This window comes from Scytonema sp. NUACC21 (assembly GCF_054684315.1).
This window is the reverse complement of sequence record NZ_BAAFZH010000095.1, coordinates 20,664-42,130: the sequence shown is the minus strand read 5'-3', so window position 1 is coordinate 42,130 and position 21,467 is coordinate 20,664. Positions and strand designations below refer to the sequence as shown.

Genomic DNA, 21,467 nt, shown 5'->3' with positions numbered 1-21,467 from the left:
AAGTAATGTCACAGGCAACAGCTATTTTAGACTTTTGGTTTGGCAAACCTGATGAACCAGGTTATGGCAAACCGAAAACTGCTTGGTTTAGTAAAAAACCTGAGTTTGATGAAGAACTGAGAATCCGGTTTTTTACTGACTACCAAAGAGCAGCATCGGGACAGCTAGACGAATGGATTAGTACTCCCGATAGCTGTTTGGCACTTATTTTGCTGCTCGATCAATTTCCTCGAAATGTTTTTCGCGATACTCCCGAAGCCTTTGCCACGGACTGGGAAGCACTCTCAGTCGCACAACAGGCGATCGCACTAGGTTATGATAAAAAATTGCTACCCGTTCAACGCTGGTTTATCTATCTCCCCTTTGAACACAGCGAAAACTTGGAACATCAGCGTAAAGCAGTACAACTGTTTGAGCAACTAAGAGACGATCCTGATAGCGTCAGTTCTATTGATTATGCAATTCGCCATATGAAAGTGATTGAACGTTTCGGGCGCTTTCCCCATCGCAATGCTATTTTGGGTAGAACCTCAACACCAGAGGAAAAAGAATTTTTGAAGCAGTCAGGATCTTCTTTTTAACAACAAATGTGGCGATGGTGGCAACTTATGGGATAACAGATGTAACGGGTGATTTATCTGTGGGACAACTGCGATCGCCCATTTGCTACATAGTCCGTTACCCGGTCTGTTGCTACCGTTGCCTGTTGTTGTATCAATTTCTTATTAAAGATTCTTAAAGATTTTACTTGCAGGAAATGGCAAGCAAATAAATTCTTAAACAGATAATAAAATCACCTTTACACCGGATGTTTTATTTTTGGTAATTCATAATTAACACTATTTTTTAACTGCTGATATTTTGACAAATTTATTGAATCTTCAAAAACAATTGGTTCGCTACCAAATAAAGCTGCATCTAGTTCGCTTTCAGTAAAAGAAAAACCATGAGTAGCAGCAAAATTAACAATCTTCGTTTTATCCCAATCCCAAACACCAAATAAACCCCGAACGCAGCACTGACGGTAATATTGCTCGTAAATTGCTTGATTCGACATCAAAAGGTCATAAAAAGCATTCACTTGCTCTAGTGCCATAACATTTCATCTCCCATTAGTATGATTTGTAGCATGTAAAAAAGCTACATTTACCCACCGGATAATTCCGGTTCATATATATAATTTCAAAGGATTGAACTGTCACGAGGATAAATTTGCAAGACGTTATCGTATAAAGTATGAAGTATAAAGGATAAGTATAAATTTTTCATCCTTTATACTTAATCCTTTATCTTTTTTTTGCTGTAATGCAAGGTCGTATTTCATCGCCAAAAAGCCAGCCTTGAGTGCCATCAGGCAGTTGGACTTCTGTAAAGTCACCGCGAGAGCGAAGAAATAAAACTTTCTCACCCAGATTTAGTTGTTTCATGACGCCAACTTCTGTGCCTGGTTCAGGGCGTAATTTAGCAACAAACCTGCCGCCTGGGGGGGAAATGATACGGCAAAGTTGGGGTTGTTCTGATAACCAACTCTGTTGTGCATTACTTGCATGGCTTCCACCAGTGTTGTCAGCGTTAAAAAAGACCAAGCCACCAACCAAACTAGCACAAGCTGCAAAACCTACTCCCAGTATTCGGGGCATTTTGCTAGGTATTGAAGCAACAGTAGATCGATTGGAGGACAAAAAGACTTTGGGATTGTCTTGTGACCTGCGAACCTTTGGTATCCGTATAGTTTGCACACTAGGTTGTGGCGATCCAACTGGTACAAGAGCAAATTCTATGGGAACGTACCCCGCCGGATAGTCCTTGGAAGCGATCGCACTCACCCTAAGATTTTGTTGTCCCAAACGTATGTGACTGCCAACAGAAAGTGGCATTTCACCCGCCAAAAGCAATTGTCCATCAACTATCGGAGGATTTCTCTGGCGTAAGTTCCGTATATAAAACCTTTGCCTTTCCTGATGAAAGAAGATTTCAATATGCAGCCCTGACACGGTTGGCTCGCTTAAAACAATATCGCACTCTTCAGCATTGCGACCAATACGAACCCTACCGAGCTTTTTACTGTGCTGCTTCTCGGTAATTTTACGATTTCTAGCTTGTTCTCCTTCCTCCCACTCCAAAGTCAGCTCGTGTAGAGTAGTGGTTGTCACAGTGGCTTCGGCTGCTGGCACTTGGTCAGACTGAGCCGCTAATTCCCGAAGTGCGTGCAATGCCTCAGTTGCTGTTTGATAGCGATCTTTGAAGTGGTAGTGCGTCATCTTAGTTAGGACAGCAACTAGTCCTGGGCTGACACACGCTAAGTGCTGCCACAAAGTTTCCCCTGTATTTGGGTCATCTTGAAGTTTGTGCGGGGGTACCCCTGTGAGAGCTTGAATACCCATCATCCCCAATGCGTAAATATCACTGCTAGGACGCGGTAAACGCCTGATTTGTTCGGAGGGCATATATCCCCGAGTTCCTACAATCAGGGTGATATTATGATGTCCCGTCCGAGTTGCTGTTTGACTCCGCAGTTGTTTAATGGCTCCAAAGTCTATCAGGACTAATTTGTTGTCTGAAGCGCGTCTAATGATATTGTCTGGTTTGATATCGCGATGAATAACCCCTTGGCTGTGGACAAATTCCAAAATGCTCAATACCTCAATGAGCATTTTGATAACTTGGCTTTCTGTCCACCTTTGACCAAAACATATTTCCTTCCCAAGAGAATATCCATCAACGAATTCTTGTACTAAATAAAATTCTTGGTTCTCTTCAAAATAGGCAAACAGTCGGGGGATTTGGTCGTGATTACCCAACTTCTGTAGAGTTTCAGCTTCTTTTAGAAACAGCCTGCGAGCAGTTTCTAAAATTTCAGGATCGGTACTAGACGTTTTGAGATGTTTAAGAACACATTTAGGGTTTCCAGGGAGGTGAATGTCCTCAGCAATGTAAGTTTGCCCAAAGCCTCCCTCACCTAATACTTCAAGGACTTTATAATGTCCTGCCAGTAACTGACCAATCATGTTGTAACGTTGATTGTGAAAAGATTGCTGCAAAGCTCCCCCACATAAAGAAAGGATACAGATAAAGGATGAAGGATGAAAAGAACAATGAAGAATAAAGGCTCATAAATTACCACTTTTCATACTTTAGACTTTATACTTCACACTTTATCTAACATATTTTTCTAAACAATGGGGAATCAAAATTAATAATAGGTTTGTGCTGTTGGTGACACTTGTAATCAAGTGTTTTGTGCCGTTTATTAAACAGTCATAAATAAAACGACCCAGTACATTAAATGAATATCAAATCTACCACACCCTTGTTGCCAATTTGGCAGCTTTGTCAAAAGTTAATCTACTTTATGCAAACAGTTTTATTTGCTTATTTTGTTAAATTCATAGCAATTAAGATCGCACATTTCAGCTATGTTGAGCCAGAGTAACATGGGGCTACTAGAATCAGAAGTTTTAAAAAACAGCACTAAAATAGGTTATACTTAATTGCAATTTTACTATTTATATCCTGGTAATAGCTAGAAGACATACAGACATATAAACCTTTTTGTGTATTAGCTAAGTACAGCAACCCACAAAAGTTACTTTTGCACAAATGTAGAAAAATGAGCTTTTTATACCAGCCATTATGAGTTAGAAAATAATTTATGTCTGAATAAGGACATCCCTATTATGAAAAACTGTTTTCGGCTAAGTTTAGGTACAGTTGGTATGGCTCTGCTCTTGACAATATTTGGATGCACGTCTCAGAAGGATTTAGACAATGTCAAATTTGAGTTACAAAATACTCAACAACAGCTTCAGGAGGCACGGAACCAGCTTAAGGATAACGAGCAACAAATTCAAATTCTCCGCGAGCAACTCAAACGCAAAAATTCAGATATTGAAACAATGAGCACCTGCTTAGACGGTGTGGGGCAGGCGTTATCTGATATGAGAGATGGGAACAGTCTTGGGGCTTTCTCGAATTTATCGTCAGTCGCTGGAGAATGTCGTCAAGCTGACAATATTGCAGAAAAAGCACGTGTTGAGAAAACTCAAACACCTTCTATGACTGCGGAAACAGACATTCCAATCAAAAATGTCAGTCAGAATGAGCCGTGCTGTAGGCAGTGGGGTTCTTCCTATGCATCTTCATAGAGAAACGGTATTATAACTATACAAAACTAAAATTTATGATTTGATTAGCTAATTCATCTAAAGAATAAACAATTTGAATATCAGGACGTACCAAACCCGTTTGAATTTCTACATCTTGTCTTCTAGCATAGTTAGGATGAACTCCGACGAATAAAGGTTTATTGGTCATTGACCAAGCACCCAGTTCGTAGAGAACAATTGGACAGAGAGTTTCACTCGGAAACCAAAAAAGAATTGCTGTGGCGAGTCGCAGATGCCTGTACTCCCATTCAATTTGCTGTTGAGAAGCATTAGGATCGTGAATGGGAAAATTTTCCTGCCTGGGATTTAAAATTATCCAAGGTGAGGGCTTTAATAATTCCACTATATGTGATTGCCAATCCGGACAACTTGTTATTCCACCAGCACAAAATATAGATTTTCCTTCACCATTAAATTCTGCGGGTGCTTCTATATATTTAATCATATTGGGTTTTTTGCACATTAAACGCAAATGCTGCCACATTACTACAAAGTAGATTTTGGTGGGCAATGCCCACCCTACGTCTTAATAAAGAATTTCAGAAATTAACTAAAAAGGTATACACAATAAATACTTTTTATGTATACTTTGTGACCAAGGGTTGGTGCATCCTTGGGAGAAAAAATGGAACGTGCAATTTCTGCTTTGGGACTACTGGTTTTTATGGGAGTATCTTACGCCCTCTCTGTTAACCGCCGTGCCGTGCGTTGGAAAACAGTGGCATGGGGGCTAGCATTGGAGTTTGTCTTTGCACTCTTAATTTTAAAAACTCCCAGTGGTTTAACAGCCTTCAAATCTTTAGGTGATGTTGTCAGCAGCTTTTTAGCATTTTCGGATGTAGGCGCAAAATTCGTTTTTGGTGACAGTTATAAAGACCATTTATTTGCGTTTCAAGTTCTGCCCACAATCATCTTTTTTTCTGCGTTCATTAGTGTCTTGTATCACTATGGCATTCTACAGTGGATAGTCACTGGCTTAGCTTGGGTAATGATGAAGACAATGAAAACTTCAGGGGCTGAGTCTTTATCTTGTGCTGGCAACGTCTTTTTAGGACCTACTGAGTCACCACTGATAGTAAAACCCTATGTAGCAACAATGACACAATCGGAACTTTTTGCAGTTATGACTGGTGGTTTTGCCACAGTGGCAGGTGGAACGCTGGGAGCATACTTGTCATTTGGTATACCAACAGAACATCTAATAGCTGCTTTTTTTATGACTGCCCCCACATCTTTGATTGTATCTAAGCTACTTTATCCAGAGACAGAAGTACCCGATACAGCCGGACAGGTGAGGATGGAAGTCAAGACAAACTACGTTAACGCTATCGATGCCGCAACTGCAGGGGCAATTGATGGGATGCGACTCGCGGTTAATGTGGGCGTGATGATTATCGCCTTTTTGGGTTTGTTAGCTGTAGTGAATGCATTACTGGGATGGTTGGGAACACGGGTTGGGTTGGTGCAGCTCTCGTTAGAATGGCTTTTAGGGTTTATTATGGCTCCCGTGGCTTGGCTCATGGGTGTACCGTTAGCTGATTGCGGTCAAGTAGGAGCGTTATTAGGTAAAAAGACTATTCTGAATGAGTTTATTGCTTACCTGGATTTGAAGACATTGATTGACAAAGGTCAAATTTCTCAACGTGGAATCATCATTGCTACTTATGCACTCTGTAATTTTGCTAACATTGGTTCCATTGCCATTACCATTGGTGGGCTTACCGGAATGGCACCAAACCGCCAGCAAGACCTTGCTCGTATGGGTGTTAGCTCAATGATTGGGGGCTTGCTTGCAGGTTTTATGACTGCTTGTATTGCTGGGATGTTGGTTTAATTGTTATCTGCAAACAGTACTTTGATAGATATAAATCTATGGTAATTAAAGATAAGTTAAGTTTGTTATCTAAATACTAATTTTCGTAGCTGCATATTGTTTCAACGCCTTTGCCTATTTCAAACTATTTAGTAAGCGAAATAAGTTGGTCAGTACAAATGGGTGTAATGCGTGAAGGTCGTCTTTAGTCCTTTGTCTTTAGTCATTTGTTAAGGAAAAATGATGACCAAATATAGTTATATTTTATTTCGCCCGCTTACTTATCTGAAATCTTAAACTCTTCAAAGCTTAATGAAATACCACAGCATTGATGAACTCCTCAAAAACAATCAGGCTTGGGTAGCGGAAAAACTAGCTCTTGAGCCCACTTACTTTCAAGAGTTAGCAAGGGGACAAAAACCGCCCTATCTCTACATTGGTTGTTCTGACAGTCGCTTGCCGCTAACAAATTTTACTCGCACGGAACCTGGAGAGTTATTTGTCCATCGCAATATTGCCAATCAAGTATCTCTCACCGATATTAACTTTTTAGCTGTTTTAGAGTATGCAATCAACTATCTTGAAATTGAGCACATTATTGTTTGCGGTCATTACGGTTGTGGTGGAATTAAAGCAGCATTAGAAGGAAAAACAACCGGAATTATTGACAACTGGGTGAATCCGATTAGAGAACTCTATTTACAACAAAAAGAGGGTATTGATTCCTTACCAACAAAAGAAGAACGTCTAAATCGGTTGGCGGAAATCAACGTTCTTGCACAGGTAAAAAATCTCTTCCAAACTTCAATAATGCGTAAGGCACTCTACGAACAAAAAGCACCGACAGTTCATGGCTGGGTACTGAATATTAGTAGTGGCTTGATCAAAGACCTACAAGTCTCAACAAAACAATGGCTGTTGCATCCCTCATCCTCTTTGGCTCACGGGGGTCGAGTTCCTCTGATTGATTTGGAGAAACTTATGGATGGAGTTGGGGTGACAAAATGCAGTTGCTGTGAGGCTGTTGAGGCAGGTTGATAATAGGGTAGGTCAAATGCCCAGTTTTGCTCTTACTACTTCCTCATTCTCTTTGAAACCTACTAACACTGCCTTGCCATCCTTAACAATTAGGGGGCGCTTGAGGAGCATGGCGTCGTTAGCAAAGGCTTCAATCCACCGCTCATCCTTCCATGTCTTCTTTTCATTACTTAAAGCCCGGTAGGATTGACCGGATGTATTTCGCATGGACTGAGCACCTAAACAATTGACCCAGTTTTCGATCGCCTCACGGCTAGGCGGATGGTCTTTTGTATTAATGAATTCACAGGCTACACCATTATCCTGCAGCCACTTCAAAGCTTTTTTGCAGGTGCCGCAGTTTGGAATTCCATATACTTGAATTGACATAGAACCGATAGAGTCTTATCTAATACCTAAATACGGAAACAAGCGTATGTGGTAATTATCCCATTGGTTGTAACGGTAGGTAGCAAAATACCTAGATAATATTAGATATGCTCTACCAGTTTTTTTCACAAGGTTTTAAGATGCGTGACCCAGAAATCAAAATTGACCCCGGTACTCTCCTTTTGATTGTATCTGTCCTTCTACTTGTACCCCTTTTGCTTGCAGGTTTTTTCTTTCAATAACCTTTTCTCAGGAATCTAGTACCTAAGAGCGATCGCACTATGATTAGCCCACCCCTGCAAAATTCTCTATATTGTAGCCATCTTGTGGGATGGGTATCCTGCCCGTCCTCAGCTGGCTTTCCCCTATGGTTGGGTAACTGGTTTAGCCATTAACTATTACCTTCTTTTTCAATACTTTCACGCAGGTCGAGAAATTGTTTACCAGAATCCGTAATCATGACAAATTCCGAAAGATTATTACCTTCATAGGGAATATCACGCATTCTATCTACCTCTACATACCCTATATCCCGAAGGTGATAGAGTTCTCTTTCTAAACGCTCAGTCATTTTGTATGGGCCAAGATTCCCAGCATCAATTTTTTTGAGATTCTCATACATTGATTTAGGCATTGATAGCAAAATCAACTTATCAGTTTTGGTTTTAGTTGTTGCTATTTTCTTACCGAGAGTACTGAATTTTGCATCTATCTTGCCTCTATCGAAAGTTAATGAAATGACTTCATCAAGACGGGGTATTAAAAATAGTAGTATCGCGATAATAACAATTGCTATAAGCAGCTGTATAGAAGCTTGTCCGGAAAGCAACATCATGAGCAATACTGCTTCAAGAAAAGCAATACACGTAAACACTGCCCACCATTTTGTTGAGTAATCTTGAGTCACATTTTTATCCTGATAACTCTTAGCAGAATTTATTTTTCCTGGAATGAACTTAATTATAATCAATCTTCTCAGATTGGAGAACAATTTAATATCTTTTGGAATCAATTTGAAATTAAAGCATCAGAGATTATTTATAAATTAAATATTAAGATACAGTAGGTTGGGGAGCCACTGCGTTGTGGGGGTTCCCCCCATTGAAGCAAGTGGCGTTTGAGGAACGAAACCCAACATTTAATAGAATCGTTGTCTTTCACTCCTCAACCCAAACGTTGGCATAAGCCTAACATAATTAAATATTCTTTCAGTCAATGCTGAACATTTCTGCATTAAGCCAAAATAGGAGGGAGTGACAAAACCGCAGTATAAGGGGAACTCCCATGCCAACAACAGCAACATCTGCCAACCTACCAGTTTTGGAAGAATTAAGAGCAGGATTACCAAATATTTCTGGTTGGGAAGCAGAAATTAGCTCAGTTGTTCAACAGAATGAGCCTGTATTTTTAACGACGACAAATCTTAAATTGGAAGATATTTCGTCTGGCTTTGCTTGCGCCCTTCACATGCATCAACCCACTATCCCTGCAGGTGCTACGGTCGATCTCATTAGCAATCTCCAGTATATGTTTGAACACCCTCATGAAGGAGATAACCACAACGCAGAACCTTTTGCATGGTGCTACAGCCGTATGGGAGATTTTATTCCCCAACTGATTGCTGAAGGTTGCAATCCTCGGATTATGCTCGACTACTCGGGTAATTTGTTATGGGGATTTCGACAAATGGGTAGGGTGGATATCCTAAACAATCTCAAACGGATTACCTGCGATCGCCACTATCAACCTTATGTAGAGTGGCTGGGAACAATGTGGAGCCATGCAGTTGTTCCTTCTACTCCTATTCCCGACATTAAACTTCACATTCAAGCATGGCAACATGACTTTGCAGCTATTTTTGGTTATGATGCCCTAGCGCGAGTCAAAGGCTTTTCTCCTCCAGAAATGCACTTACCCAACCATCCGGATACGTTGTTTGAGTATATTAAAGCTTTGAAAGAATGTGGGTATCGCTGGTTAATGGTGCAAGAACATTCGGTAGAACGATTGGATGGTTCTGGGCTGAACCATGATGACAAATATATCCCAAACCGTTTGGTAGCTCGTAATTCTTATGGTGAAACGATTGGCATCACGGCATTAATTAAAACCAAAGGTTCGGATACAAAATTAGTTGCTCAGATGCAACCATATTATGAAGCGAAAGGCAGAGGTCAGCAGCAAATTGGAAACATGAAAGTTCCGTCTTTAGTGACTCAAATTGCTGATGGGGAAAATGGCGGCGTCATGATGAATGAATACCCGCGTGATGTTTTTAGGGTGTATCAGGAAATTCGTGATTCGGGAGGAAATCACTCAGGGACGGTTGCACTCAACGGAACTGAATATTTGGAATTGATAGAAGCTGCGGGTGCTAATCCAAATGAGTTTCCAACCTGTCAAGCTGTACAGCAACATAAAATTTGGCAGCAGGTTAATCCAGATAATGCTACACCGGAAGCAGTGGAAAAGGCGATCGCGCAGTTAAAAGAAACAGACCATCAATTCCATATGGATGGTGCCTCTTGGACAAATCATCTAAGTTGGATTCAAGGTTATGAAAATGTTTTAGATCCCATGAAGAAACTGAGCGTTTTATTTCATGAGAAATATGACCCCCTCGTACAACAAGATCCTTCCGTGACTCAAAGCTCGGATTACCAGAAAGCGTTGTTATATAACTTATTGTTGCAAACGAGTTGTTTTCGTTATTGGGGACAAGGAATGTGGACTGACTATGCTCGCGAACTCTACCGACGTGGTGAAGCAGTGGTAGGCGCGTAGTAGTTCATCATAGTCTAATTTTGAATCGGTATTACTTGAAAACCTAGCCAGAAGTTTAAGTTGCTTAATAAGATTCCAGGCTTCTTGAAACAGCCCGGAATCTAAGACTTTCTAAGTTTCAAGTTGATTTAACCACCTTTGTAAATCAGCCACTTCAGAAAAATCTAATAAGACTTCTCCCAATGCTTCAAGTTGCTCTAGCGATAATTCTCTAATTTGCTGAGTTAATGATGAATCAATTTCACCAAAAATTCGATTTAGCTGACGTATAACTAAGCGTTGTTCTCCTTCGAGTAATCCCTCTTGCCGTCCTTCGAGTAGTCCTTCAAGTCGTCCTTCTTGCTTGGCTTGTTCCCGATTTCGTTGATAAAGTGGCTCTAATCTCATAATCAACTCCCGATCGTCTTCATCTATATTTTGATTAACTCTCAAATTTTCTCGTAAGTTGTAAATTAATTCTAGCGTTGCTTTCTGATATGGATTATCACCGGGTAACCCTTGCAGTTCAATAATTGCTTGCTCTTGTACCCTGCCCCTACCCAACAGTCTTAACCACAGCGTTTCTGGTGTTGGCGGTAGCTGATGTATGGCTACAATTGCTGTCCTTAACGCATCTGCTAAAAAGTAAATTCCTGGTAACCATTCTGCTTGTTGGGTAACGTTAAAGCTCGGTAATATTTTGGCAGATGCTGTGGGAGTGAGAATCCACAATTTGGGAATTTGCTCTTGTTGAAGTTTAGTGTTCTCCGACTTTGCGTCTCGTCGCATTTCCGCCTTTGCTTCCAATAATTTTATCAAGCAGTCACAGATTTCATCTTCAGAAGCTGCATTGCGGAATGGTTCTAACATCATTGGAAATTCGGCAAATCTACCCAGCAGCCCTAATATTTGTATATTGGAACTTTGGGGTTGAGTCGGAATGAATAACACATCTATTTCTTTAATCTCTCCTGAAACTTTTTTTGAAGACTTGACTTCCCCGTAATTTTTGAGTAACTCTTCTAGATAATCTTTGGCAAACTTATCGTGTATAAAGCGGGTCATTGGCTGTTAAGAATGGATGTTTTGATACTTCAGATGTTGCACCCATGCCAAAAACCTGATTTCTGAATGCGAAATCAAGGGTTAGAGGTTGTATGTCTTGCACCCGTACCTGCTTTTTCAGATCTGATTAAGAATGGTGCAGGATGATGTCAGATATGTTAAGTGGTCATTCTATCAGATTTTCTCTAAATAGGAATTTTAAGTAGCTCAAATAAATGAAATTTAAGATATTTTTAGGTTGCTAGCTAAAATGCATAATCTCAAGCATAACTACGAATACTTTATATTTTATTAATGTGAAAGCTCTAGTACGAGAATCGCGGAGAAGAATTTCAATCTCAAATTTTCTTGCAGTTTGTCAATTAATTTTGGTGGGCAGTGCCCACCCTACGATTGTGTCTATAAGTTACTAGGAATTGTTTTAAATTTTTCTGGAGAACCTAGAGAATAATCCTCTAGCTTAAAGTCAGCAAACGGTTTCTTTTCCAATCTATCTCTGAGTGCTTCGTCCAGAATAACTCCCTCTGATTGTTTTCTCACGCCAATGATAATAATGCTTCTTTGGTATGCAGTTAAATCCTGGCTTACCTGACAGTCACTTCGACGAAATTGACCTAAATTTAATAAACGATAACCTTTGACGCTAGAGGTATTGCTAAATATCTTTTTGGCTAAAAGCTGTATCTGCTTTGAACGCTCAAAAGCTCGACGTTCTTCAACTGCTACAACACCTTCACAAGAAGCAGTTCCCACAGAAATGATTTCTGTTGGATTTTCCATGATTCTGTGTATACCTTCTTGCTCTAAATTTGACCTCAAAGCATCAAGATTAATGATTTGGTCGTTATATTTCACCTGAAAATCACTGCCCAAAAGCCATTTATATTCTACAGAAAGAACAGCTACGTTAAATTCAGCAATTCTACCTTGGCTGTCTCTACCTTCCTCATAGGGGAAGTAGTCAACTTTTCCTTTTCTTTGTGGTGCTTGTCCGTAATCTGGACTGTAAGCAAACTGTGGAGACCTTGTTGCCAAAGCAACGACACCAAGAAATCCCAGTACTACCAACAGGGCTGCTAACAGAGAAAGTAATGGCAGTTTTTCTGATGGTTTTTGTTGTGGGGGGACGCAATTAGGTTGCGGTGGTAAAGTTGTCGTGTCTGGGGGTGTCAATCTTTGTGTGTCTAAACTTCCCACTACGTTCACAGTTGCAGCAGTACGTCCACTTAATTGCTGTTCTATTTCGGTCAGGCGTTTCAGTATTTCTCGGGCATTGGCAGGACGTTGACCGACTTCCCTTGCCATCAACCAATCAATAACGTTTAACAGGAGTGGTGAAATGCCAACAGTGCGATCGCGCCAGTGCAATTCATTGTGATGAGAGTCGTATAATGTTATGGGGTTTTGTCCTGTCAGCAAAAACACAAAAGTGCGCCCCAAGGCAAAAAAATCTGATTGGGGGACAGCCAAACCATTCAATTGTTCTGGGGCGCTATAACCAGAAGACATAATTGCCGTGATACCTCCAGCCCCACCACTGAGTTTGGCTAAGTAAGTTCTTGTCACTTCTCTAGCCGTGCCAAAATCAATAAGTACCAACTGCCCATCGGGTCGAATCATGATGTTAGATGGCTTAATATCTCGATGCAGATACTGTTTGCCATGTACCAAAATCAAAATCTCTGCCAATTGTTTCAACCAAGCTATGGCTTGGTCTTGAGATATGGGTCTGTTTTGCTGCTGCTTAAGCCACTGTTCTAAGTTTGGACCCTCGATTTTTTCCATCGCAATGCAGTGTAAACGCAAACCGAGTCTGGTTTGATACTGGAAGTAGCTATCCTCGTTAGGAATGCCGGGATGCTGCAACTGTCCCAACACAGCAGCCTCTTGCTGGAATAGTTCTACTGCTTTTGCGTCCCCTGAGAGTTCTTCTTTAAGAACCTTGAGGATTTTTGGTATGTCCTGTTCATAAGCCTCATAAACTTTGCCAAAACCAGTTTTATCGCTCAATAGACGCATTACCCGATAGCGCCCAAGTAATTCAAGCTGGGAACCACAACTTTGACAGAAGCGGTTTTCATCATTATCGGGATGGTTGGGTTTAGGGCAGGTAGGGTTTATACACAGGCTCATGACAAACAATGGGTAAGCGTACCGATACTCTATGGTAGCGACTGGAAGTTGTCTATCTAATGACAGATCTACGGTAATTAAAGTTGCAATGTCCCACGCCAAGACGCACTCTTAACAAAGTGTTTCTTAGCGTTTTGGCGACTTTGGCTTTGGGTGAGAAAATTATTGACGTTCCTGTAGAAACGCTTTTACAGTTTGGTTAAATGCCTCAGGCTGGTCTAGGAACGGCCAATGATTGCCGGGAACTGTGCGTATCTGTACATTTTTTAGATAAGTTTTGTAGGGTTTGAGTTGCCAATCTTTGCGGTTAAGACCTTTTTCTGGTTGTATAAACAAGGTGGGGGTATGGATTGGGATTGTAAAACCAGGAACTCGCATCACTTCCTCAAAAATTCTATCGCGGGCTGCGACTGTAAATTTACTACCCCAACTTCCATCAGGTTTTTGTTCAAGACCTGCTTTAAAAACTAGCTGTTGTAAAGGGTTCCATCGTTGGAATTCGTACAATTGACGGGCTTGTTGTTCTGCTTCCTCATAACTGGCAAACGGACCCATCCCTTTTACAAACGACAAAAAGCGGTACAAGAAGGGAAATGTAACTTTGAATACACTAGGGATTTTCCAGATGAAAATTGGGTCTACTAAGACCATACTTTGTATGCGCTGGGGATTCAGCCTTGCCCAAATAACAGCTAGTTTTCCCGTCCAAGAGTGAGCCACAACACGAGCTGATGACCATCCCATTTTATCCATGAGTGCTTCTAAGTCCGCGATCGCACTCTCAAAACTATAATCTTTTTCCGGTTTGCTACTTTCTCCATGACCGCGCATATCTGGCGCAATGATATGGTAATCTGTTGCTAGCTCATCTCCCAAGCTAGACCAAACTAAGGCATGGTCTGCTAAGCCGTGCAACAGGAGTAAAGGTTTTTGACCTTGGTTCCATTCCAAGTAAGAAAGTTCAATATCCGGCGTTGACAAAGTTTTACGTACAGGTTTCATGGCAAATTCACCACTCTTTGAGACGGTATTTCTCTTCATTTCTTAATATTCTGTTATATCTAGTAAATTTTTTCTGCTAACTTAGCTAGTGATATGAACAGCAAAATTGGGTAGCCATAATTAATTGCCTACGCAAGAAGGTATAAAAATGGTCAGGGGGCTACAGCTTATTTCTGACTCTGCTCATGCCCTATGCTGTTCCGACCCAGAAAGCACTAGTGATAGCAATACATCTTCTTCTAAAGAAACCGAAAATCAAAATGATCTAGTACCTAGTCATAGCCCTTCTCCAGAAACGAATAGCTGGGATAATACATCTCAAGAATAACTGTTGTATTTATTATACCTTTGATAGCGATCGCACACATTAGTAATGTTTGACGTGCGATTGCTTTTATTTAGTTGCGTATCTTGAATTGTTATACAGCTTGAGTGTTACAAAATGGTTAGATAAGTTTCTGAGGGGCTAATAGGTAATACCTTCAAAGTTTGATTTTGCAAGTCAATTTCCAATCCCAAAGCTTCTAAAGGAATGACGCCTAACAATGCATCTGAGCCTCCTGGTAATTCTAAACACTCAAAAGTCCCTTCGCGCCCACTCAGAGATATTTTGGCATCTTGGAAAATTCTAGCTTTACCAATGCCCATTGCAGTTGCAACATCAACTTCTCGAAGTAACTTTAGTCCTAACTGGGCTACTACTTGTGGAGGTAAACATAAGGTTGTCGCGCCAGTATCCACTAACACATTTTTCAGAATGACAGATCGCACTTGCTCGGGTGCAATCGTGCCATCTTCAGCGCGAATTTGGTCGGCTCGATTGATTACAGTCAAGGTAGTAAAGACTTTACCCATTCCGTTTGTATCTTTTATTTGCATGACTTCTAACCACTCCAATCATCTAAAGCCAAGGCTCTAGTTGTTTATAAGATGAGTTTAACCTTGCAAAACTAAAGTCAAGGTCTGACTGTAACCAATTCTTTAGGTGCGATGGCGGGGGTAATTTTAAGTTATAAAAAAATAATGAGGACACGTAAAAAACAAAACGCTCTGCGCCAATCCCTTGCAGTATTTCGGTACAGTGGACGGGCGGTGAGCTTGGTATGGACAACCAGCCATTCTCTTACCATCATCCTTGCGAGTTTAACTTTAGTCGCGGGTCTTTTACCAGCTGCTGTAGCATATATTGGCAAGTTAATTGTGGATGCTGTTATAGAAACGCGAAATTCTGCCTATGCAGATAGTAACGTTTTTGTCAATATTAATCACCCCTTGATGTACGTAGCATTAGAGGCAATTGCTGTCGCGTTACTAGCAGCGAGTCAAAGAGGTCTTACCGTCTGTCAATCCTTGCTAAGGATGCTTCTCGGTCAACGGGTAAACGTTCTTATCTTAGAAAAAGCACTCTCACTGGAACTCACTCAATTTGAGGACTCAGACTTTTACGACAAAATGACCAATGCTAGGCGAGAAGCATCGACTCGTCCCCTCTCTCTAGTCACCCGCACCTTTGGCTTGGTACAAAGTGCTTTATCGCTTATCACTTATGGCATTTTGCTAGTCAAGTTCTCAATATGGGCATTGTTAATGCTGATTGTGGCAGCTATGCCAGCATTTTTCGCTGAAACAAAATTTGCGGGGGAAGCCTTTCGCCTCTTTAGTTGGCGTGCGCCAGAAACCCGACAGCAGCATTATTTAGAAACACTACTTGCTAGGGAAGACTTTGCCAAAGAAGTAAAACTTTACCAGCTAGGGGAAATGCTGCTGCAACGTTATCGCAATCTCTTTAATCGACTCTTTGGTGAAGACCGCGACTTAACGCTGCGACGCGGATTTTGGGGCTACCTCCTGAGTTTGCTGAGTACGGCTGCTTTTTACGCGGCTTATGCCTGGATTGTGATGGAAACGGTTGTCGGTAGAATTTCCTTGGGTGATATGACAATGTATCTCACCGTTTTTCGTCAAGGACAATCTACATTTTCTGGTGCCCTCACCTCCATTGGGGGAATGTACGAAGATAATTTATATCTTTCCAATCTCTATGATTTCTTAGAAGAGGGAGTGCCTGAACCAAGAGGCAAAGCAACCAAAGGTTTCAATCCCCAAGATGGTATTCGTTTTGAGAACGTATCCTTTACATATCCTGGAAGTTTGCGACCTGCACTGAAAAATGTTTCCTTACACTTAAAACCAGGAGAAAAATTAGCCATTGTTGGTGAAAATGGTTCCGGTAAGACGACACTCATTAAACTCCTTACCCGACTCTACACTCCAGATTCAGGGAGAATTTTACTGGATGGCTTGGACTTGGAAGAATGGGATGTTGATGTGCTGCGGCGGCGTATCGGGGTAATTTTCCAGAACTTTGTTCGCTACCAATTTACAGTAGGTGAGAATATCGGTGTGGGAGATGTAGACAATATTGAAGACAGGACTCGTTGGGAAACAGCAGCAGAAAAAGGTATGTCCCTGCCTTTTATTGAACATTTGCCTGAAAGTTTTCAGACTCAGCTTGGCAAATGGTTTAGCAAGGGACAGGAACTTTCTGGTGGTCAGTGGCAAAAAATTGCTCTTTCTCGTGCTTTTATGCGAACTCGGGCAGATATCTTGGTTTTAGATGAACCAACATCCGCAATGGACCCTCAAGCTGAATTTGAAATTTTCGATCGCTTTCGCACTCTTACCAACAATCAAATGGTCTTCCTCATATCTCACCGCTTTTCTACAGTCCGAATGGCTGATAAAATTGTTGTCATTGAAGCTGGGGAAGTTATAGAACAGGGAACTCACGAGGAATTGTTACGATTGGGTGGGCGATACGCAACACTGTTTTCTTTACAAGCTGCAGGATATCAATAGATTAGGGCATTTGATCGAATGGCACGAATAAAAGCTCATTTTCTCTTATACCGTTATGGCTTTTTTACTACTTTTTCACTCTAAAATAACCGATTTTTATAGTATTTAGATAGGGCTATGACGCACGTTTGCTGCTGGTGGGCAGTGCCCACCCTACTACTTCTGACGAATGACCAACGACAAATGACTAAGGACGAATCTTCACTAAGTTTGCTCTTGAATTCTTTGCGCTATTCTTAATTTTGCAGAACGGGCGCGGGGGTTGTTGTTAATTTCCTCTTCTTGTGCAGTTATGGGTTTCTTAGTTAATACCTGCAACAGAGGTGAATCTCTCAAAGTATGCTTTACTATACGGTCTTCTAAGCTGTGAAAACTAATAACTGCAATTCTGCCACCTGGTGTAAGGGCATTTGGTGCTTTGCTTAAGAAAGTTTCCAGCACTTTTAATTCATCATTCACAGCAATTCGCAAGGCTTGAAAAACACGGGTTGCTGGGTGGATTCTACCATGTCGGTATTTAGCAGGAACAGAAGATGCGATCGCCGAAGCTAATTCTGTTGTCGTTTGAAATGGGCGTTTTTCAACAATATGTCTGGCAATCCGTCGCGATAGACGTTCCTCTCCGTATTTAAAGAAGATATTTGCTAATTCGGCTTCATCCCAGTAATTAATCACATCAGCCGCCGTTAGGGATTGTCTCCTATCCATTCGCATATCCAGATTAGCTTCGCGGCGAAAACTAAAGCCACGTTCTGGGGTATCCAAATGGTGAGAACTCACACCCAAGTCTGCTATTATACCATCAAAATTGTTTTGAGGAAATTGGTAGGCGGCAAAGTTAGTACGTATAAATTGCACTCGTTCTTCAAAGGCTGCTAATTCCTTTTTTGCCGCAGCTAGTGCATCTTCATCCTGGTCAATAGCTGTTAATCTTACATCAGGTGCAGATTCTAAAATCAGCCGACTGTGACCTCCACCGCCAACTGTCGCGTCCAAGTAATGCCCGTTGGGACGCACTGCTAAACCCTCAATCACTTCCCGACTCAAAACGGGAATGTGTGAGAATGGAGTTTCTTCGACATCAAGCGGTAGTTCGGAATCGATCATAATGACATTTTACCTTGGTTGGCTTCTTGCGCTAGCTGCCGACAGGAAGATACCCTGCGCCTAACCCCAGGGCAACAAACATGAAGACAGCCTGAGTCGAATTAGAGATGCTGAGAACGGATTAGGTGTGGTTTGGATTGTCTTTATCTATGCTGCCAATTCACATCTTTAGGGATAAAGAAATTCCAGCAACAAACTGTTCTTTGGCCCCATCTTTATATAATTAATGAAGAAGTGCAACAAAATGAAAAATCAAGTAAAAACTCTAACTGTCACCCTCTCCCCAACAACCGCGCTGTGTGGAGTGCTTAACTGAAGTTCTGAGACCTGCCCTAAAGGCTTAAGCCTCAGCTTGGACTTCTCTGTTGCAACGAAAGTGGTTCGATTTAAAATTTTTCCCAGACCGGAGAACACACTGAATCTATGGCAAGAATCGAAACCCGCACCGAACCAATGGTGCTGAATATGGGTCCCCACCACCCGTCCATGCACGGGGTGTTAAGACTGATTGTCACTCTAGATGGCGAGGACGTCGTTGATTGTGAACCAGTAATTGGCTACTTGCACCGGGGAATGGAAAAAATTGCGGAGAACCGCACTAATATCATGTACGTTCCCTATGTCAGTCGGTGGGACTATGCAGCGGGAATGTTTAATGAGGCTGTTACTGTTAACGCCCCAGAAAAACTGGCAGACATTCCCGTTCCCAAACGCGCTAGCTACATCCGCGTTATCATGCTAGAGTTGAACCGCATTGCCAATCACCTGCTGTGGTTCGGCCCATTTCTAGCTGACGTGGGTGCTCAAACTCCCTTCTTCTATCAATTCCGAGAACGAGAATTGATTTATGACTTGTGGGAAGCAGCCACAGGTTACCGCATGGTCAATAACAACTACTTCCGTATTGGTGGCGTCGCAGTTGACTTACCATACGGTTGGGTTGACAAGTGCTTGGACTTCTGCGACTATTTCGAGCCCAAAATTGACGAGTACGAACGTTTAGTGACCAATAACCCTATCTTCCGACGCCGTGTTGAGGGTGTTGGTACCATTACTCGTGAGGAGGCACTTAACTGGGGACTTTCTGGTCCAATGTTACGTGCTTCTGGTGTTAAGTGGGACTTGCGGAAGGTTGACCACTACGAATGTTACGATGATTTTGACTGGGACGTACAGTGGGAAACTGCTGGTGATTGTCTAGCTCGTTACTTGGTACGGATGCGGGAAATGCGCGAATCCGTCAAGATTATTAGGCAAGCTGTAAAAGGGCTTCCTGGTGGACCCTACGAAAACCTAGAAGCCAAACGTTTGGCGGCTGGGAAAAAATCGGAGTGGGATGGTTTTGATTATCAGTACATTAGTAAGAAAATTGCTCCCACTTTCAAGATTCCCAAAGGTGAAATCTACAGCCGCGTAGAAAGCGGTAAAGGTGAACTGGGAATCTATCTTATTGGTGATGATAACGTCTTCCCTTGGCGTTGGAAGATTCGTCCTGCTGATTTTAACAACCTCCAAATTCTGCCTCATCTGCTACGAGGTGTGAAGGTGGCAGATGTCGTTGTTATTCTAGGTAGCATTGATGTCATCATGGGGTCTGTAGACCGCTAGAATCTGTCAATACTATTTTGTAGAAACCAGACAGATCTCACAAGAGGTTTTACCCCACCCTAACCCTCCCCAATGGATTGGGGAGGGAATTGGAAATTCACAGCTTGCTTGTGTCAAAGCCTCCTTTAGCTGTTAATCTTCTTGGGTTAATAGAACTTTTACTTCTGTTAGTTCTGGGTGTGGAGATTGTGATTTACGTTGACTTAGTAAAGGGAAAATAGTTACTTTTTGAGTTCAGATTTGGATTGCTCTATTGTGAAAAATGTACAAGATATAGCGTTGAATTTTGATACCATAAATATCTAGGATAAACTTGATTTTGCGTTATCCATACGGTTGTATTTGGTTGAGGTTTTTTGAGGATAGAATCAGAATCTGTATTTGATAACTCTCTTGGTTTTAGATCGTAAGACAGCTTATCTTTAAATTGGTCATAATTCACTAAATTCTGACTTTTAACCAAATGTAGAAAAAACTCTTCTGGAACCTTGACAGCAATTTCAACATTTCGATCGGGAGTATCAGCAATAATCTTATATTTTAAATCCGAATAATTATTAGGTAGAGGTAAACCCAACCAATTTCCTATTTCTTTTAATGGAGGCTTGTGCCCATCTTCATGACTGTAGTTATTGCCAAAGTTAAGACATCCAACAAGCAATGTAGAAAGTATTACTAATAGTAGAATGCGCCAAGAATTTTTACGCATACTTTTTCTGCCCAATTTTCGGTTGACTTTCCTTTGGTTTGTAGTTGCGCTTTAGCGCATACTATATTGGTACAATGAACTATATTTGTTTTTCCATACGCGATAGATCTCATTCAGATGGAGTTTTAACTCCAAAGAGCAACTGGATTTTCGCGAAGCTTCTTTTTCTTGCGGGTCTCACTTAACGGTTCGTTAGAACGGTGAAGAATGATGTACTCTAAAATGGCATTTTTTGAGTAACTCTCTTATCAAAGTCAGGTTTTGTCTACTTTTCTTTGCGGCTTTGCGTGAGAAAAATTATTCTTTATGCAAGAGGTTTATGATTGCACCTCAATAAAATTTTGTTTTTATAGCCTTCATTCTACACCCCTAATCTGTCAAAGAACACAGAACGATCGCAACTAGAGCTAGTAAAATACCAATACCCTGTTTTAAAGCAACTAGAGCTAGTAAAATACCAATACCCTGTTTTAAAGACAGAGATTCTTGAAGAAGAAAAACCGATAGGAGTATCGTGACTATAGGATATAACGAAGTCAGTGGTAAAGTAATTGAACTTGAACCTTTAGTGAGAGCAATAAAGAAACAAAATGTTGCCAATGTTCCAGAAACGCCAACTAGAATACCGTAGAAAATGCCCCAGGCGTCTGCCTGTATCCTAACGCTTTGACTGCTTAATAATACCAGACCAACAAGAACAGCGCCAATGACCTCATAAACAAGAGCAGTTTTTGGTTCAATATAGTTGGTTGCTAACTTACTAAAAAACCCCCACAAACCATATAAAGCTAGAGAGGACAGAGTAAAAAAGAGCCAATTATTTGTTGGAAACATT

The 21,467-nt window shown here is 41.2% G+C and carries 20 protein-coding genes; 8 read left to right on the top strand and 12 right to left on the bottom strand.

Annotation, left to right across the window (positions count from 1 at the left end; all coding sequences use genetic code 11):
- Positions 1–5: 5 nt before the first annotated feature.
- Positions 6–581 carry a DUF924 family protein gene (locus ACYRY3_RS27530; protein ID WP_460204829.1) on the top strand — a complete coding sequence of 192 codons (576 nt, stop codon included), beginning with the start codon at positions 6–8 and terminating at the stop codon, positions 579–581.
- Between the two features lie 218 nt (positions 582–799).
- On the opposite strand, the gene ACYRY3_RS27525 is transcribed toward ACYRY3_RS27530, so the two are convergent.
- Positions 800–1,096 (bottom strand): Nif11-like leader peptide family natural product precursor, encoded by a 297-nt coding sequence (locus ACYRY3_RS27525; RefSeq protein WP_460204828.1) that lies wholly within the window; start codon positions 1,094–1,096, stop codon positions 800–802.
- A gap of 190 nt (positions 1,097–1,286) precedes the next feature.
- On the bottom strand, positions 1,287–3,008 hold the full coding sequence (locus tag ACYRY3_RS27520; RefSeq protein WP_460204982.1) for a protein kinase domain-containing protein: 1,722 nt from the start codon (positions 3,006–3,008) through the stop codon (positions 1,287–1,289).
- A 669-nt stretch (positions 3,009–3,677) separates the two neighbouring features.
- Here ACYRY3_RS27520 and ACYRY3_RS27515 point away from each other — a divergent pair.
- Positions 3,678–4,145 carry a hypothetical protein gene (locus tag ACYRY3_RS27515; RefSeq protein ID WP_460204827.1) on the top strand — a complete coding sequence of 156 codons (468 nt, stop codon included), beginning with the start codon at positions 3,678–3,680 and terminating at the stop codon, positions 4,143–4,145.
- Positions 4,146–4,161: 16 nt separating this feature from the next.
- Here ACYRY3_RS27515 and ACYRY3_RS27510 read toward each other — a convergent pair whose 3' ends face one another.
- Complete coding sequence (locus tag ACYRY3_RS27510) at positions 4,162–4,611, bottom strand: nucleoside 2-deoxyribosyltransferase domain-containing protein (protein WP_460204826.1); 450 nt, start codon at positions 4,609–4,611, stop codon at positions 4,162–4,164.
- A gap of 180 nt (positions 4,612–4,791) precedes the next feature.
- Between ACYRY3_RS27510 and ACYRY3_RS27505 the strand changes: the two genes are divergently transcribed.
- Together ACYRY3_RS27505 and ACYRY3_RS27500 are read left to right on the top strand one after the other, a co-directional pair.
- Complete coding sequence (locus tag ACYRY3_RS27505) at positions 4,792–6,000, top strand: NupC/NupG family nucleoside CNT transporter (protein WP_460204825.1); 1,209 nt, start codon at positions 4,792–4,794, stop codon at positions 5,998–6,000.
- 291 nt (positions 6,001–6,291) lie between these two features.
- Positions 6,292–7,017: a carbonic anhydrase gene (locus tag ACYRY3_RS27500; RefSeq protein ID WP_460204824.1), complete on the top strand. Its 726-nt coding sequence runs from the start codon at positions 6,292–6,294 to the stop codon at positions 7,015–7,017.
- Between the two features lie 12 nt (positions 7,018–7,029).
- On the opposite strand, the gene ACYRY3_RS27495 is transcribed toward ACYRY3_RS27500, so the two are convergent.
- Both ACYRY3_RS27495 and ACYRY3_RS27490 read right to left on the bottom strand, forming a co-directional pair.
- On the bottom strand, positions 7,030–7,386 hold the full coding sequence (locus tag ACYRY3_RS27495) for a Spx/MgsR family RNA polymerase-binding regulatory protein (protein ID WP_460204822.1): 357 nt from the start codon (positions 7,384–7,386) through the stop codon (positions 7,030–7,032).
- 391 nt (positions 7,387–7,777) lie between these two features.
- On the bottom strand, positions 7,778–8,293 hold the full coding sequence (locus ACYRY3_RS27490) for a hypothetical protein (protein ID WP_460204821.1): 516 nt from the start codon (positions 8,291–8,293) through the stop codon (positions 7,778–7,780).
- 377 nt (positions 8,294–8,670) lie between these two features.
- On the opposite strand from ACYRY3_RS27490, the gene ACYRY3_RS27485 reads away from it, so the two are divergent.
- The gene (locus tag ACYRY3_RS27485) at positions 8,671–10,170 is read left to right on the top strand and encodes a glycosyl hydrolase family 57 (RefSeq protein ID WP_460204819.1); all 1,500 of its coding nucleotides are present in this window, start codon (positions 8,671–8,673) and stop codon (positions 10,168–10,170) included.
- Positions 10,171–10,281: 111 nt separating this feature from the next.
- On the opposite strand, the gene ACYRY3_RS27480 is transcribed toward ACYRY3_RS27485, so the two are convergent.
- The 3 genes from ACYRY3_RS27480 to ACYRY3_RS27470 all read right to left on the bottom strand — a co-directional run bounded on the left by ACYRY3_RS27480 (position 10,282) and on the right by ACYRY3_RS27470 (position 14,349).
- Entirely contained in the window at positions 10,282–11,214 is a 933-nt protein-coding gene (locus tag ACYRY3_RS27480; RefSeq protein WP_460204818.1) for a DUF4351 domain-containing protein, read from the bottom strand.
- Between the two features lie 399 nt (positions 11,215–11,613).
- Complete coding sequence (locus ACYRY3_RS27475) at positions 11,614–13,347, bottom strand: serine/threonine protein kinase (protein ID WP_460204981.1); 1,734 nt, start codon at positions 13,345–13,347, stop codon at positions 11,614–11,616.
- Positions 13,348–13,509: 162 nt separating this feature from the next.
- Positions 13,510–14,349 (bottom strand): alpha/beta fold hydrolase, encoded by an 840-nt coding sequence (locus tag ACYRY3_RS27470; protein ID WP_460204979.1) that lies wholly within the window; start codon positions 14,347–14,349, stop codon positions 13,510–13,512.
- A gap of 148 nt (positions 14,350–14,497) precedes the next feature.
- Between ACYRY3_RS27470 and ACYRY3_RS27465 the strand changes: the two genes are divergently transcribed.
- Complete coding sequence (locus tag ACYRY3_RS27465; RefSeq protein WP_460204817.1) at positions 14,498–14,677, top strand: hypothetical protein; 180 nt, start codon at positions 14,498–14,500, stop codon at positions 14,675–14,677.
- 107 nt (positions 14,678–14,784) lie between these two features.
- On the opposite strand, the gene ACYRY3_RS27460 is transcribed toward ACYRY3_RS27465, so the two are convergent.
- Entirely contained in the window at positions 14,785–15,228 is a 444-nt protein-coding gene (locus ACYRY3_RS27460) for a retroviral-like aspartic protease family protein (protein WP_460204815.1), read from the bottom strand.
- A gap of 144 nt (positions 15,229–15,372) precedes the next feature.
- Here ACYRY3_RS27460 and ACYRY3_RS27455 point away from each other — a divergent pair, with 144 nt between their 5' ends.
- Positions 15,373–17,208: an ABC transporter ATP-binding protein gene (locus ACYRY3_RS27455; protein WP_460204813.1), complete on the top strand. Its 1,836-nt coding sequence runs from the start codon at positions 15,373–15,375 to the stop codon at positions 17,206–17,208.
- 204 nt (positions 17,209–17,412) lie between these two features.
- Here ACYRY3_RS27455 and rsmH read toward each other — a convergent pair whose 3' ends face one another.
- Positions 17,413–18,315, bottom strand: coding sequence for a 16S rRNA (cytosine(1402)-N(4))-methyltransferase RsmH (gene rsmH / locus ACYRY3_RS27450; RefSeq protein WP_460204811.1), 903 nt, complete (start codon positions 18,313–18,315; stop codon positions 17,413–17,415).
- Positions 18,316–18,738: 423 nt separating this feature from the next.
- Here rsmH and ACYRY3_RS27445 point away from each other — a divergent pair, with 423 nt between their 5' ends.
- Positions 18,739–19,923: an NAD(P)H-quinone oxidoreductase subunit H gene (locus tag ACYRY3_RS27445; RefSeq protein ID WP_460204809.1), complete on the top strand. Its 1,185-nt coding sequence runs from the start codon at positions 18,739–18,741 to the stop codon at positions 19,921–19,923.
- 250 nt (positions 19,924–20,173) lie between these two features.
- Here ACYRY3_RS27445 and ACYRY3_RS27440 read toward each other — a convergent pair whose 3' ends face one another.
- Positions 20,174–20,632 carry a hypothetical protein gene (locus ACYRY3_RS27440; RefSeq protein WP_460204808.1) on the bottom strand — a complete coding sequence of 153 codons (459 nt, stop codon included), beginning with the start codon at positions 20,630–20,632 and terminating at the stop codon, positions 20,174–20,176.
- 369 nt (positions 20,633–21,001) lie between these two features.
- The gene (locus ACYRY3_RS27435) at positions 21,002–21,466 is read right to left on the bottom strand and encodes an EamA family transporter (protein WP_460204806.1); all 465 of its coding nucleotides are present in this window, start codon (positions 21,464–21,466) and stop codon (positions 21,002–21,004) included.
- Position 21,467: the final 1 nt, after the last annotated feature.